Origin of the sequence: Streptomyces sp. NRRL F-525 (genome assembly GCF_000716605.1) — a bacterium.
In the GTDB taxonomy this organism is placed as follows: Bacteria; Actinomycetota; Actinomycetes; order Streptomycetales; family Streptomycetaceae; genus Streptomyces.
On the sequence record NZ_JNXE01000051.1, the window covers coordinates 1 to 14,244 of the forward strand.

Below are 14,244 nucleotides of genomic sequence, written 5' to 3' on the forward strand. Positions count from 1 at the left end.
CCACCCGGCCATGACCCCCGCCCCCGCCTCCACCACATGCCGGGACCGAAGCCGCGGCAACCCCAGCCGCCCCGGCTTCATCGTGTGGACGGCGATGACCTTCAAGTGCCGGTCCAGGTACGCCACATCGATCGGGAAGCGCATCCGGAACGTGTGCACACTGCTCGCCGGAGAGAGCAGCATCGCCCCGTCGATCCCGTCCCGGCCGAGCAGCCCCTTCGTCCGCGCCCGGTAGGAGGTCGCCAGCTCCAGCGGGACGGCGACCGTCCCCGCGGCGCCCCGCACGATCAGCTTGCCGCGCCCGTCACTCCAGCGTCGTCCCATGTCAGGTCACCTTCCCGCACTGCTCCCGCTCCGGTGTCAACCGACCGTATCCACAAGGGAGTAGGCCCCACATGGGCCCACGGACCCATGCCCCGACCACCGCCCACTCGATATCGTCCCCGCGTGCGCCTGATTCCGATCGTCCTGGGTGCCCTGTGGGGCGCGTGGTCGGGCCTCCTGCTGCCCCGTGCCGCCCACCGCCTCTCCGTGGACCCCGAGGAACCCTGGAAGGGGCAGTGCCCCGACGGCCACCCGATCACGGGCCCGTTCGACGGCTGGCTGGGCCGGGCCCGCTGCACCACCGTCACCACCAGCGCGCACTGCGGTCCCTACGGCCCCCGCACCCCCGCCGTGTCCGCGGCGACCGCCCTCGTCTGCGCGGCCCTCGCCGCGGCCACCGGCCCCCGGCCCGAACTCGTCGTCTGGCTGCTCACCGCCCCCGTCGCCGTCCTCCTCGCGCTGGTCGACCTCCGGGTCCACCGCCTCCCCGACGTCCTCACCCTCCCGCTCGCCGCGGCCACCCTCGCCCTCCTCGGCATCGCGGCTGCGCTCCCCGCCGACGCCGGCTCCTGGCCCACCGCCCTCTACGGCGGACTCGCCCTCGGGGCCACGTACTTGGTGCTGTACCTCATCAACCCCTCCGGCATGGGCTTCGGCGATGTGAAACTCGCCCTCGGCCTCGGCACCGCCCTCGGCTGGTACGGCTGGCCGGTGCTCGTCACGGGCGCCTTCGCGGGGATTCTCTACGGCGCTGTCTACGGCCTCGGCATGGTCGCCCTGCGCCGGGCGGGCCGTAAGACGGCGATCCCGCTGGGGCCGTTCATGCTCGGGGGAGCGTTCACCGGGTTGATGCTGGGGGCGTTCGCGGTCGCGTGAGACGGTGGTGGACCCGGCGCCGAGCGGGGCCGGCCACGAACGAGGCGGTGCACCCATGCGGAAGATCAGCCTGATGATGTCCGTGTCCCTCGACGGCTACATGGAGGGCCCCGGCCACGACATCGACTGGCACCTGGTCGACGAGGAACTCCACCAGCACATGAACGACACCCTCAAGCACATGGGTGCCTTCGTCGACGGGCGCGTCACCCATGAACTGATGGCCGACTACTGGCCCACCGCCGACGCGGACCCCGAAGCCCCCGCCGTCATCGCCGAGTTCGCCCGCATCTGGCGGGACATGCCGAAGATCGTGTACTCGCGGACCCTGCCCAGCGGCCCCGCCGAGTGGAACACCACCGTCGTGCCCGAGGTCGTCCGCGAGGAGGTGCTGGCCCTCAAGGAACAGCCCGGCGGCGACCTGGGCCTCGGCGGCGCCGACCTCGCCGCGACCTTCCTCCGCCTCGGCCTCGTCGACGAGATCAAGGTGTACGTCAACCCGATCGTCCTCGGCCGCGGCACCCCGATGTTCCCCGTCTCCGACACCCGCACCCCGCTCCGCCTCACCGAGTCCCGCACCTTCGGCAACGGCGTCGTGCTCCTGCGCTACGCGCGCGCCGACCTCAACTCCAGCCACGCGTAAAGCTGTTGTCCACGGCACTCTCCCCGGGTAGGAAGAAACCATGACCGACCTCGGCGCTGTATTCCGTCCCCAACTGCCTCCCGAGCGACTGCGGGCGGTGGTTCGACTCGCCGACGCCTCGGGGCTCGAGGAGCTCTGGCTGTGGGAGGACTGTTTCCGGGAGGGCGGGATCTCGGCGGCCGCCGCCGCGCTCGCGTGGAGCGGGCAAGTGCGCGTCGGCGTCGGCCTGTTGCCGGTGCCGCTGCGGAACGTCGCCATCACCGCGATGGAGGTCGCCACGCTGGACCGGCTGTTCCCGGGCCGCGCGATCGTCGGCGTCGGGCACGGCGTACAGGACTGGATGGGACAGGTCGGCGCCCGCGCCGAGTCCCCGGTGACCCTGCTGCGCGAGCATCTCGACGCCCTGCGCGCCCTGTTGCGCGGCGAGCGCCTCACGACCGACGGGCGGTACGTCAAGCTCGACGACGTCGCCCTCGACTGGCCGCCGGCCGGACCCGTCGAGATCCTCGCCGGCGCCACCGGACCACGCACCCTCCGCCTCTCCGGCGCGGCGGCCGACGGCACGATCCTCACCGCGAGCACCCCACCGGACGGCGTCCGCCGGGCCCGTCGACTCATCGACGAGGGACGGGAGTCGGCCGGCCGCACCGAGCCGCACAAGGTCGTCGTCTATCTCCTCACCGCCACCGGCCCCGACGCCGCCGCCCGCCTGCGCGCCGAACTCGCCGACGAGGGCGTGGAGTCGGTCCCCGACCTCGGTGTCGCCGGTGACGCGGGCACCGTCGCCAAGGCCGTCCAGCGCCTCGCGGAAGCCGGCGCCGACACGGTCGTCCTCCAGCCCACCGGCGACGAACCCGACCCGGAGGGCTTCGTACGCTTCGCGGCGGAGGAGGTCAGGGCACTCGTCCCCTGAACATCGGCCCTCGCCCCCCGGAACTACGCCTCCGCCGGCCGGTGATCCCCGGCCGCCCCGTCGATCAGCTCCCGCACGATGTCCATGTGCCCCGCGTGTCTCGCCGTCTCCTCGATCAGATTGACCAGCACCCAGCGCAGGGACACGGAGTGCTTGCGCCAGGGCGGCCGGCCGACCGCGTCCAGCGGCAGCTCCGCGATCGTGCGGTCGGCGGCGGCGCGGGCACGGCCGTAGAAGGCGACGATCTGTTCCGTCGTCTCGTCCGGGCCCGCGGCCATGTCCTCGCCCTTGTACGCGTCGAACCACAGAGGCTCCACCTCGCGGCCGTAGCTCTCCACGAAGTAGCCGTACTCCACCGACGCCAGATGCTTCACCAGCCCGAGCAGACTCGTGCCCGAGGGGGTCATCGGGCGTCTGGCCTGCTCCTCGTCCAGCCCGTCCAGCTTCCACAGCACCGCGTCCCGGACCCGGTCCAGGCTCGCGTGCAGCATCGCCTTCTCGTCGCCGTGGTACGGCAGTCCCGTATCCCCGTTGTCCATGTCCTCGTCCCCCTCCTTGGCCATGCTTCGGAAATTAGCAGCGCCCACTGACAACGCCCTGCGACCATCGCCCCATGGACAACAACGGGAGCGGTACGGGCAGCTTCGAGGACCTCGTCGCGGAAGGTGTCGCCGTCCCCACCGAGGGCTGGGACTTCTCCTGGTTCGAGGGCCGGGCCACCGAGGCGCGTCCCTCGTGGGGGTACGCCCGGTCCGCCGGCGACCGGCTCTCGCGCGCGACCACCGCCCTGGACGTGCAGACCGGGGGCGGGGAGGTCTTCGACTTCGCGCTGAGCCGGGCCGCCGCGCAGCCCCCGATGCTCGTCGCCGCCACCGAGGGCTGGCCGCCGAACGTCGCCAAGGCCACCGAACTGCTGCGCTCGCGCGGGGTCGTGGTGGTCGCCGCGCCCGAGGACGCCCCGCTGCCCTTCGCCGACGGCGCCTTCGACCTCGTCCTGAGCCGCCACCCGGTCCGCGCCCACTGGCCGGAGATCGCCCGCGTCCTGCGGCCCGGCGGCACGTACTTCGCCCAACACGTCGGCCCCCGCAGCGCGTTCGAGCTCGTCGAGCACTTCGTCGGCCCCCAGCCGGAGGCTGTGAGCGGCGCCCGCGACCCCGAACGCGAACGGGCCGGCGCCGAGGCGGCGGGCCTGGAGATCGTCGAACTCCGCGCCGAGCGGCTGCGCATGGAGTTCCACGACATCGCGGCCGTCGTCCACTTCCTCCGCAAGGTGATCTGGATGGTCCCCGACTTCACGGTCGAGGCCTACGAACCCCAACTCCGCGCCCTGCACGAGCGGATCGAGGCCGAGGGCCCGTTCGTGGCGCACAGCACCCGCCACCTCTTCGACATCCGCAAGCCGCACGCGTGAGTGCCCAACCTCCGGGCGCCGCCCGCCATTTGGCGAAATCCCGCGCGCCCGAGTGGCCGTAGTTCTGCCGTGGTCCTTCGGTGGTCGCCGTACGAATGTCCGGGCCCGCCCCGCCCCTCCTGGGCACCCGGTAACCCCTGCCGGTCCCGCTCGGTGTGTCCGGGAAGCGGAGGCCGCCACGCCCGGCCGGGACCCCGTCACCTCACGTCCCCCATACGTACACGGGTTTTCCACATCGTTATCGAGATCGACTCGCATCCCGCCCGCGACCTCACGTAAGTTCAGACCAAGGTAATTCGCGTGAGCAAAGCCGCGCGGTCGGCACCGCGCGGTGGAGGGGGCCGCGCGGTGCCCTGCCCCGTCAAGCGGACGTTCGCTGACGGCGTCACCCCTGAGAGCGACACGCTGCGGGTCGGCGGAAAACCTCCACGTTCTCCTTGGAATCCGCTGTGAATCGGCCATGATCAGGGTCGGAATCGGGGCTTCCGCACCCCCTGACGCGTCGTCGGACGGTTTCGGAGAGTAGTTGTGGCGCGCTGATGCGCGCAGCATCACTTACGAAGGGTTATGGTGGAAACCCCCCCTCGGGCCGGTCCGTATCCCCCCCACGGACCGGCCCGATTTTTTGTGCCCCGCACCGGCCCTCCGCGCGTCGGCCGGGTCCGACCTTCGTGCCGAACCGGGATGAGCCCAGACACCCCTTGGGGGAACAGGGCTCCGGCGGGGGTAGGCTTCGACGCCGGGGACTGCCATCCACGGAGGGGCTGACAACACGTGAACCTGCGCGACACCCTGCGCCGCCTGCTGGTCAGGTTCTACGCACGCAGGGTGGGAGGCCATCTCGACCACGAGCAGGTGCCCAAGCACATCGGCGTCATCATGGACGGCAACCGGCGCTGGGCGAAGGCCGCGGGTTCCACCACCGTCCAGGGGCACCAGGCCGGCGGCGACAAGATCGAGGAGTTCCTCGGCTGGTGCAGCGAGACGGACGTCGAGGTCGTGACGCTCTGGCTGCTGTCGACGGACAACTTCGACCGCCCCCAGGAAGAACTCGGCCCGCTGCTCGGCATCATCGAGAACGTCGTCAGTTCCCTTGCCGCGGACGGCCGTTGGCGCGTGCACCACGTCGGCACCCTCGACCTGCTGCCGACCGGGATGCAGTCCGTCCTCAAGGAGGCGGAGGAGTCCACCGCGCACGTCGACGGGATACTCGTCAACGTCGCCATCGGCTACGGCGGCCGCCAGGAGATCGCCGACGCGGTCCGCTCGATGATCCTGGACGCCGCCGACAAGGGCACCTCCATGGAGGAGCTCGCCGAGCACGTGGACGTCGACCTCATCGGCAAGCACCTCTATACGGGTGCCCAGCCCGACCCCGATCTGGTGATCCGGACGAGCGGCGAACAGCGGCTGTCCGGATTCATGCTCTGGCAGACGGCCCACTCCGAGTACTACTTCTGTGAAGTCTTCTGGCCGGCCTTCCGCAAGGTCGACTTCCTGCGCGCGATGCGTGACTACGCGGCGCGACACCGGCGTTACGGCGGATGAAGAGGCCGCTACGGCGCGTGACCGGCCGTAGCGGAGCAGGATCGGGCCGCTACGGCGGATGACGGACAGAACGCCTGGAGTCGGCGGGACCACCCCCCTTGGGACGTAAGTAACAAGGAGTTCACCAGGGCGCCGTCATATGCCGTGGCATGGCGGCGCATGTTCGAGGGCATAAGCCAAGCAGGTCGACGCCCGAACCACGGGTGTCGTATCTCAGCGGACGGCACGGGGCCGTCCGCCCGGGAGGCCCTTTGCACCAGTTCGACCGTGCGGTCAGTACGGGCGAGACGGAGGGCCGGTTCTCGGCCCGCGCAATGCGGCCTGGACCGGTCCAGCTCCTCTCCGTCGCTCCCCGACCTCTTCCGAGGGGGTACGTCCTTCCGTGGTGACCAGCACAAAGCGCCGTATGCCTGACCGGCGCACCTATGTTCTCGACACCAGCGTTCTGCTGGCCGACCCGAACGCACTGAACCGCTTCGACGAGCACGAAGTCGTGCTGCCGATCGTCGTGGTCACAGAGCTGGAGGCCAAGCGGCACCATCCCGAACTCGGGTACTTCGCCCGGCAGGCCCTGCGCCTGCTGGACGAGTTCCGCGTCCGGCACGGTCGCCTCGACGCCCCCATCCCGATCGGGGAACTCGGCGGCACCGTCAGGGTCGAGCTCAACCACTCGGACCCCAGCGTGCTGCCCAGCGGCTACCGCCTGGGGGACAACGACTCCCGCATCCTCGCGGTCGCCCGCAACCTGCAGGCCGAGGGGTACGACGTCACCGTCGTGTCGAAGGACCTTCCGCTCAGGATCAAGGCGTCCTCCGTCGGACTCCTCGCCGAGGAGTACCGCGCGGAGCTCGCCATCACGGGCTCCTCCGGCTGGACCGGAATGTCCGAACTGACCCTGCCGGGCGAACAGGTGGACATCCTCTTCGAGGAGGGCCACGTCTACGTCCCGGAGGCCGCGGACTTCCCTGTCCACACCGGTCTGACGATCCAGTCCGAGCGCGGCAAGGCGCTCGGCCGGGTCACGGCCGACGGCAACGTCCGCCTCGTGCGCGGCGACCGGGAGGCGTTCGGCATCAAGGGCCGCAGCGCGGAGCAGCGCATCGCGCTGGATCTGCTGCTCGACCCGGACATCGGGATCCTGTCCATGGGTGGCCGGGCCGGCACCGGCAAGTCCGCGCTCGCGCTCTGCGCGGGCCTGGAGGCGGTCCTGGAGCGCCGCCAGCACAAGAAGGTGATGGTCTTCCGGCCGCTGTACGCGGTGGGCGGACAGGAGTTGGGCTATCTGCCCGGCTCCGAGGCCGACAAGATGGGCCCCTGGGCCCAGGCGGTCTTCGACACGCTGTCCGCGGTCACCAGCCGCGAGGTCATCGAGGAGGTCACCGCCCGCGGGATGCTCGAGGTCCTGCCGCTCACCCACATCCGCGGACGCTCGCTGCACGACGCGTTCGTGATCGTGGACGAGGCGCAGTCCCTGGAGCGGAACGTCCTGCTGACCGTCCTGTCCCGGATCGGCGCCAACTCGCGGGTGGTCCTCACCCACGACGTGGCCCAGCGGGACAACCTCAGGGTCGGCCGCTACGACGGTGTCGTCGCCGTGGTGGAGAAGCTGAAGGGTCATCCGCTCTTCGCGCATGTGACCCTCACGAGGTCCGAGAGGTCCCAGATCGCGGCGCTTGTGACCGAAATGCTGGAGGACGGTCAAATCTGAGGTAGTACAGGCCAGTTGGCGCCGCTCCGTAAAGCCGATGAGCTTAGCGGGGCGGCGCTTCGGCGTCCCGCTGTTTCTCGAAATCCCGTGGGGCAAACGGGATGTGAGCTTTCACACGCAACTCAGAATTGCCACTCGGCGTCCGGTTACGGCAGAGTCTCATTCCTGTCAGGCCCCGCATACGACACACGTGTACCCCCAGCGGTACGCACCACTTGAGCATCACAGCCAACTCCACAGCGAAGTCGTATGCCGCCCGCTCTCCACGCGGCGCTCCCCGAGCGGGAGTTGCCCACCGGGCCCGTGCCTCCCGTGACCCCGTAGTTGGGAGGCCAGCGTTCAGGGGCACGATTGCGTCCGCCAGGGTCACCGAAGCGGACGATGCTGGAAGGACACCGTGTGAGCCGGATTTCGGTCCGGGGATTCGCAGTGGCTTCGGCCACCGCGGTCACCGCCGTCGGAAGCGTCGTAGGCGTTGCCTCGGGCAGCGTCGCACAGGCGCAGAACAATGACGCCGAGACGACGGCAGCCGACACCACGCTCCTGGCGGACATCCCCACGGGCCAGCAGGCCCAGGTGCAGACCGCCTCCTTGACGCAGCAGGCCGACGCCCAGGCGATCCAGGCCGACGCCAGCGCCAAGAAGGACGCGGAGGAGTCGGCCCGCCTGGCCGCCGCCAAGACCGCCGTCGCCAAGAAGGCGGCTGCAGAGAAGGCGGAGAAGCTGGCCAAGGAGAAGGCCGCGGCGAAGGCCGCGTCCGCCAAGGCGAGCAGCTCCTCGTCGAGCTTCCCCGTGCAGAGCTCCTACACGGTCGCGCAGATCCAGTCGATGGCCGCCTCCATGGTGCCCAGCGGCCAGTTCCAGTGCTTCAGCAACATCGTGGACCACGAGTCCAGCTGGAACTACCGCGCGGTCAACGCCTCTTCCGGCGCCTACGGCCTCTTCCAGGCCCTGCCCGGTTCCAAGATGTCCTCGGTCGGTTCGGACTGGCAGACGAACCCGGCCACCCAGATCAAGTGGGGCCTCAACTACATGGACAGCCGCTACGGCAGCCCGTGCGAGGCCTGGTCGTTCTGGCAGGCGAACAGCTGGTACTAGGTCGTACGCCCGTTCCGGGCCGCTCAACCTCACGAGGCCCCTCCCCGTCATAGGGGGAGGGGCCTTCGCCCTGTACGGTCGGACTCGCAGCGACTCCAGGGGGGAGTAGTGGGGCAGGACGGGGGAAGAGGACGCATCATGTCGCGAGTACCAGGATGGCTCGGCAAGGTCGGTGCCGGACTGAGCGAGATGGGGGAGCGGTTGGACGAGCGCCGCGCCGAGGTGGCGAAGGAACACACCGAGGCAGCGCCCGAACCGCCCGCCGAACACCCCGAGCCCCGGGAGCCCGTCCCGGTCACCATCGCCCGCGACCGCCCGGACCCCGCGCTCGCCGTGCCCTGGGGCGTGCGTGTCGCCGCCGAGGCCGGCTGGCGGCTGCTGATCCTGGCCGGCACGGTCTGGGTCCTGATGCGCGTCATCAGCGCGGTCCAACTGGTCGTCCTGGCCTTCGTCGCGGCCCTCCTCATCACGGCCCTCCTCCAGCCGACGGTCGCCCGCCTCATCCGCTACGGCTTCCCGCGCGGCGTCGCCACGGCGCTCACCGCGATCCTCGGCTTCATCGTGATGGGGCTGATCGGCTGGTTCGTGACCTGGCAGGTCATGGCGAACATCGACAACCTCTCGGACCAGGTCCAGAACGGCGTCGACGACCTGCGCAACTGGCTGCTCAAGGGCCCGTTCCACGTCACCGAGAAGCAGATCAACCAGATCGCGAAGAACCTCCGCGAGGCCATCGGCGCGAACACCGACCAGATCACGTCGGCGGGCCTGGAGGGCGTCCAGGTCATCGTCGAGGCCCTGACCGGCATCCTCCTGACGGTCTTCTCGACCCTCTTCCTCCTCTACGACGGCCCGCGCATCTGGCAGTGGTCGCTGAAGCTGGTGCCCGCGGCGGCGCGGCCGGCGATGGCGGGCGCGGGTCCCCGCGCGTGGCGCACGCTCACGGCCTACGTCCGGGGCACGGTGATAGTGGCGTTCATCGACGCGGTCTGCATCGGCGTCGGCATCTACTTCCTCGGCGTGCCGATGGCCGTACCGCTGGCCGTGTTCATCTTCCTGTTCTCGTTCATCCCCCTGGTGGGCGCGGTGGCGTCCGGCGCGCTGGCGGTCGTCGTCGCGCTGGTCACCCAGGGCGTGTTCACGGCCCTGATGACCCTGGCGGTGGTCCTCGCGGTCCAGCAGATCGAGGGCCACATCCTCCAGCCCTTCATCCTGGGCCGCGCGGTCCGGGTGCACCCGCTCGCGGTGGTCCTCTCGGTCGCCGCGGGTGGGATGGTCGCGGGGATCGGCGGAGCGGTGGTGGCGGTGCCGCTGGTGGCGGTGTTGAACACGGTGGTGAGCTACCTGAAGTCGTACTCCCAGGAACCGGGGCGGGGAGCTACGGCGGTGTCCTCATTGCCGGCGCCCGATCCGGAACCGTCGGACCAGGCGCCGTAAAACCCTGGGGGCTCCGGGTCTTTGCCCACCCACCCGTTTACGGGCGCTTTTAGGTTCACCTTCAAACGCCAGTAAACGGGTGGGTGGGCGGGAAACGGGGGTCTGGGGGCGAAGCCCCCAGCGAGACGGACGGTCAGCCGAAGTCACTCAGCGGCCAGAACCGCCTCCGCCTCCAGCGTGACCCCCACCGCCTCCACAACCGCCGCGATCTTGAACGCCTCCTGAATCACCTCGCGCTCAACACCCGCCTTGCGCAACACCTGTTCGTGCGAGTCGAGACACATCCCGCACCCGTTGATCGCGGACACGGCGAACGACCACAGCTCGAAGTCGACCTTGTCGACCCCGGGGTTGCCGATGACGTTCATCCGCAGCCCGGCCCGCAGCGTGCCGTACTCGTGGTCGGACAGGAGATGCCGCGTCCGGTAGAAGACGTTGTTCATCGCCATGATCGCGGCGGCGGACTTGGCCGCGCCGTACGCCTCGGGCGACAGGTTGGCCTTGGCCTCCGGCGCCAACTCCCGCAGTACAAGCGGCGACCGGGACGCGATCGCCGTAGCGAGAACCGTGCCCCACAGCTGCTGCGCCGGCAGGTCGGAGTTGCCGATGACCGAACCGAGGTTGAGCTTCAGGTCCTTGGCGTAGTCCGGTATGGCGGACTTCAGGGTGTCCAGTGACATCTCAGGTCACTCCCCGGCGAGCAGCGCGCCCGCGTCCAGCGTGTCGTCGCCCTTGGTCCAGTTGCACGGGCAGAGCTCGTCGGTCTGGAGCGCGTCGAGGACCCGGAGGACCTCCTTCGGGTTACGGCCGACCGAGCCCGCGGTCACCATGGAGAACTGGATCTCGTTGTTCTGGTCCACGATGAACACCGCGCGCTTGGCGAAGCCGTCCTCGCCCTCGATGCCGAGGTCGCGCATCAGCTCGTGCTTGGAGTCGGCGAGCATCGGGAACGGCAGGTCGCGCAGGTCGTCGTGGTCCTTGCGCCAGGCGTGGTGGACGAACTCGGAGTCGCCGGAGAAGCCGAGCACCTGGGCGTCACGGTCGGCGAACTCGTCGTTCAACTTGCCGAAGGCGGCGATCTCGGTGGGGCACACGAAGGTGAAGTCCTTGGGCCACGCGAAGACGATCTTCCACTTGCCCTCGTAGGTCTTGTGGTCGATCCGCTGGAACTCCTGGCCCTTCTCCAGCGAGACACAGGCGGTCAGATCGAACGACGGGAACTTGTCACCGACAGTGAGCACAGGCTCTCCTTGCAGCGGAGCAACACCCAAGCGGAATGGGTGCTTCTCGTGGGTTGGTCGGCCCCGATCCTGGCACAACGTGCATTGATTGTGGAAATAGCTACACTGGGTCGTGTTGATCGGAGGCGGTTATCAGTGACCGTTAGTAATACGAGTAAGAGGCGCCAGCCCAGCCTCGCGCAGCTGCGCGCCTTCTCCGCGGTCGCCGAGCACCTCCACTTCCGGGACGCCGCGACCGCGATCGGCATGAGCCAGCCCGCCCTCTCCGGTGCCGTCGCCGCGCTGGAGGAGACCCTCGGCGTCACGCTGCTGGAGCGCACCACCCGCAAGGTGCTGCTCTCGCCCGCCGGTGAGCGGCTCGCCGTACGGGCGAAGGCGGTGCTGGAGGAGGTCGTGGCGCTGTTGGAGGAGGCGGAGGCGGTGCGGGCGCCGTTCACCGGGGCGCTGCGGCTCGGGGTCATCCCGACCGTCGCGCCGTATCTGCTGCCGACCGTGCTGCGGCTGGTGCACGACCGGTACCCGGACCTCGATCTCCAGGTGCACGAGGAGCAGACCGCGAACCTGCTGGAAGGGCTGACCACCGGGCGCCTCGACCTGCTGCTGCTCGCCGTGCCGCTCGGGGTGCCCGGAGTCGTCGAACTCCCGCTGTTCGACGAGGACTTCGTGCTCGTCACCCCGCTCGGTCACCCCCTCGGCGGGCAGACCGGCATCCCGCGCGAGGCGCTGCGCGAGCTGAACCTGCTGCTGCTCGACGAGGGGCACTGTCTGCGCGACCAGGCCCTCGACATCTGCCGCGAGGCCGGGCGCGCGGACGCCCCGGTCACCACGACCGCGGCCGGGCTGTCCACGCTGGTGCAACTGGTCGCCGGCGGCCTCGGGGTCACGCTCCTGCCCCGTACCGCTGTCCGCGTCGAGACGGCCCGCAGCGACCAGCTCCTCACCGGCTACTTCACCGAGCCCGCCCCGACCCGCCGGATCGCCCTCGCGATGCGCACCGGCGCGGCCCGCCGCGCCGAGTACCAGGAACTGGCCACCGCCCTGCGCGAGGCGCTACGGCCGCTGCCCGTAAGGGTGTTGGGCACCGGCAACTGACCCGCCCCCGTTCGGTCAAATGAGCGTCGGACAAAGGAAATCGAACGGCGGGAATTCTCAACTTCCGTCACCCGCAGGCAGGTAGGAAGAACCCGTCCGGAATATGCGCGCGGACTGATACACCTTCACCCCTCAGTGCTACACGTCAGTTGCGTGTACGAAAAGCCTAGGGGAGTGATGTCGGGCATTCGGGATTCCCTCGGCCGGGTCGGTCACGACCTGCTCGCGCGGGCTCTGGCGACCTGTGGGCGCGAGGAGTTCACCGGGGGACTGCGGGTGTCCGGCAGACCCGGCGGCACCTTCCATCTGCGCGGCGGACTCGTCGTAGCCGTGGAGAGTCCGGGTGCTCCGGGCCCCGAGGCGCTGCTGCTGCGCTCCGGCCGGGTCGGCGGCGAGCAATGGGCCGATCTGGTACGGGAGTCGGGCGGCACGCGCTGGCCGCTGGACGGGCTGGTCGCCCATGGGTACGCGGGCGCCGCCGAGTTGCGGATCGTGTGTGTGCTGGCCCTTCACGACGCGGCCTTCGCGGTCGTCGCCGGTGACATCGACGACTGCGAACTCGCCCCGGACGAGCGGCCGTTCGCCCCGGTCACGCTCGGCGAGCCCTCCTCCCGGCTGCTCCAGGACGCGGTCCGGAAAGCCGCCGCGATCGCCGCGCTGCCGTATCCCGTACGCCCCGACCGGGAGCGCCCGCGGCCCCCGGCGCACGTCCTCGACGAGGCCGGACTCGGGCTGCTGCAACGGGAGTTGCTCGCCCATGTCGACGGCCGCCGTACCGCACGCGATCTCGCGTTCCGTACCGGGCGCGGGGTCTACCCGGTCACCGCCGAGGTCGCCCGGATGCTTGCCGAGGGACTGCTGGAGTGCGCGGACAGCCCCGTGCCGATCCCGGTGCGGGTGCCGGCCGAGGCACCCGTCGTACGCCGTCGTGAGCAACCGGCGCTCCCACCGCCGCAGTTCACCGCGCCCGCCGAGCTGCCCCGCCGTAATCCGGGCGCCAGCGGGATCACCGAGACTCTCGTCCCCGAGAAGAGCGGGGCGGGTTGGAAAGGGTTCTTCCGCCTGCGGAACGGAACCTGGAAATGACCCCGATGGACAAATGCGATCAGTTTTAGGGGAGTTGAGTAAGTGGATCACAAAGCCCTGACTTTGGAAATGCGCGAACTGCGGGAAAAGGTGACCGGTATCACCGACACCGCGCTCACGGCGGCCGACGGACTGCTCATCGCGGCCGACACCGCCGACACGATCGACCCGGAGGCCCTCGCCGCGCTGGCCGCGGCCGGCCTGGGCCTGGCCCGGCGCACCGCCGAGGCCACCGACCGCGGCACGCTGCGCCAGACCGTGACGTACGGCAGTCACGGCTGCGCCGCGACCTACGCCGTGGGCGACACCGCGCTGATGGTGGTGCTCGGCGACGAGGGGATGGACGTCGACCGGCTGCACCTCGCGGCCCGGCCGACGCTCGACCGGATCGAGTCGATCCTCACGGAGAAGGCGTCAGAAGGAGTGTGAAGGGATGGCGACGAAACGTATGACCCCAGGATTCTCCGACCAGGTGATGGGCCTGGTCAAAACCCTCCGCACCGATGCCCCCGACTGTGTGGCCTCGGGTGTGGTCGACATGTCCACCGGCATGCTGCTGTCGTACGAGACCATCGACAACCACCCGCCAGAGGTCCTCGACCTGCTGGCGGGTGCGACCCTCGACCTGTTCCAGGGCCGGACGGTCGCGATGATCGAGGACGTCTTCAAGGAACGCCGCGGGATCACCAGTGACCACCACTACTTCCAGGAGATCCTCGTCAACAGCGAGAACCTCACCCATCTGTTCGTGCGGATGACCGAGCAACAGGACGTCGTCGCCGTGGTCGTCTGCCGCAAGTCCGTGAACGTGGGCATGCTCTTCGCCCAAGTCCGGCGCGTGGTGCGGGAGTACGGGCTCTGAGACGG

16 protein-coding genes are annotated in these 14,244 nt (G+C 69.9%); 12 read left to right on the plus strand and 4 right to left on the minus strand.

Translation table 11 applies throughout. The annotated features are described in order from the left end of the window. The coding region (locus OO69_RS43735; RefSeq protein WP_033286571.1) for a DUF192 domain-containing protein at positions 1-324 on the minus strand (324 nt) is incomplete at its 3' end. 87 nt (positions 325-411) lie between these two features. Between OO69_RS43735 and OO69_RS43740 the strand changes: the two genes are divergently transcribed. The 3 genes from OO69_RS43740 to OO69_RS43750 are packed head-to-tail and all read left to right on the plus strand — an operon-like array spanning position 412 to position 2,756. Next, complete coding sequence (locus OO69_RS43740) at positions 412-1,200, plus strand: prepilin peptidase (RefSeq protein ID WP_051801684.1); 789 nt, start codon at positions 412-414, stop codon at positions 1,198-1,200. A 55-nt stretch (positions 1,201-1,255) separates the two neighbouring features. Further along, the gene (locus tag OO69_RS43745) at positions 1,256-1,843 is read left to right on the plus strand and encodes a dihydrofolate reductase family protein (RefSeq protein WP_033286573.1); all 588 of its coding nucleotides are present in this window, start codon (positions 1,256-1,258) and stop codon (positions 1,841-1,843) included. Between the two features lie 40 nt (positions 1,844-1,883). After that, positions 1,884-2,756 (plus strand): LLM class flavin-dependent oxidoreductase, encoded by an 873-nt coding sequence (locus OO69_RS43750; RefSeq protein ID WP_033286574.1) that lies wholly within the window; start codon positions 1,884-1,886, stop codon positions 2,754-2,756. A 23-nt stretch (positions 2,757-2,779) separates the two neighbouring features. On the opposite strand, the gene OO69_RS43755 is transcribed toward OO69_RS43750, so the two are convergent. Next, positions 2,780-3,319: a DinB family protein gene (locus tag OO69_RS43755; RefSeq protein ID WP_234444684.1), complete on the minus strand. Its 540-nt coding sequence runs from the start codon at positions 3,317-3,319 to the stop codon at positions 2,780-2,782. Between the two features lie 50 nt (positions 3,320-3,369). Here OO69_RS43755 and OO69_RS43760 point away from each other — a divergent pair, with 50 nt between their 5' ends. From OO69_RS43760 to OO69_RS43780, 5 genes are all read left to right on the plus strand, one after another. After that, positions 3,370-4,167 (plus strand): class I SAM-dependent methyltransferase, encoded by a 798-nt coding sequence (locus OO69_RS43760; RefSeq protein WP_033286576.1) that lies wholly within the window; start codon positions 3,370-3,372, stop codon positions 4,165-4,167. 774 nt (positions 4,168-4,941) lie between these two features. Then, complete coding sequence (locus OO69_RS43765; RefSeq protein ID WP_033286577.1) at positions 4,942-5,715, plus strand: isoprenyl transferase; 774 nt, start codon at positions 4,942-4,944, stop codon at positions 5,713-5,715. Between the two features lie 382 nt (positions 5,716-6,097). Further along, positions 6,098-7,423: a PhoH family protein gene (locus tag OO69_RS43770; protein WP_033286578.1), complete on the plus strand. Its 1,326-nt coding sequence runs from the start codon at positions 6,098-6,100 to the stop codon at positions 7,421-7,423. Between the two features lie 381 nt (positions 7,424-7,804). Next, positions 7,805-8,521 carry a transglycosylase SLT domain-containing protein gene (locus tag OO69_RS43775; RefSeq protein ID WP_078652846.1) on the plus strand — a complete coding sequence of 239 codons (717 nt, stop codon included), beginning with the start codon at positions 7,805-7,807 and terminating at the stop codon, positions 8,519-8,521. Positions 8,522-8,659: 138 nt separating this feature from the next. Then, positions 8,660-9,958 carry an AI-2E family transporter gene (locus OO69_RS43780; RefSeq protein ID WP_033286580.1) on the plus strand — a complete coding sequence of 433 codons (1,299 nt, stop codon included), beginning with the start codon at positions 8,660-8,662 and terminating at the stop codon, positions 9,956-9,958. A 143-nt stretch (positions 9,959-10,101) separates the two neighbouring features. On the opposite strand, the gene OO69_RS43785 is transcribed toward OO69_RS43780, so the two are convergent. Both OO69_RS43785 and OO69_RS43790 read right to left on the minus strand, forming a co-directional pair. Further along, positions 10,102-10,638, minus strand: a complete 537-nt coding sequence (locus OO69_RS43785) for an alkyl hydroperoxide reductase (protein WP_033286581.1) — start codon at positions 10,636-10,638, stop codon at positions 10,102-10,104. 6 nt (positions 10,639-10,644) lie between these two features. Next, the gene (locus tag OO69_RS43790; RefSeq protein WP_033286582.1) at positions 10,645-11,199 is read right to left on the minus strand and encodes a peroxiredoxin; all 555 of its coding nucleotides are present in this window, start codon (positions 11,197-11,199) and stop codon (positions 10,645-10,647) included. Positions 11,200-11,334: 135 nt separating this feature from the next. Here OO69_RS43790 and OO69_RS43795 point away from each other — a divergent pair, with 135 nt between their 5' ends. The 4 genes from OO69_RS43795 to OO69_RS43810 all read left to right on the plus strand — a co-directional run bounded on the left by OO69_RS43795 (position 11,335) and on the right by OO69_RS43810 (position 14,239). After that, entirely contained in the window at positions 11,335-12,291 is a 957-nt protein-coding gene (locus OO69_RS43795) for a LysR substrate-binding domain-containing protein (protein ID WP_033286583.1), read from the plus strand. A 177-nt stretch (positions 12,292-12,468) separates the two neighbouring features. Continuing rightward, positions 12,469-13,377: a hypothetical protein gene (locus tag OO69_RS43800; RefSeq protein WP_033286584.1), complete on the plus strand. Its 909-nt coding sequence runs from the start codon at positions 12,469-12,471 to the stop codon at positions 13,375-13,377. Positions 13,378-13,446: 69 nt separating this feature from the next. Continuing rightward, entirely contained in the window at positions 13,447-13,806 is a 360-nt protein-coding gene (locus tag OO69_RS43805; RefSeq protein WP_033286585.1) for a roadblock/LC7 domain-containing protein, read from the plus strand. A gap of 4 nt (positions 13,807-13,810) precedes the next feature. Continuing rightward, positions 13,811-14,239: a hypothetical protein gene (locus OO69_RS43810; RefSeq protein WP_026150674.1), complete on the plus strand. Its 429-nt coding sequence runs from the start codon at positions 13,811-13,813 to the stop codon at positions 14,237-14,239. The last annotated feature ends 5 nt before the right edge of the window (positions 14,240-14,244 follow it).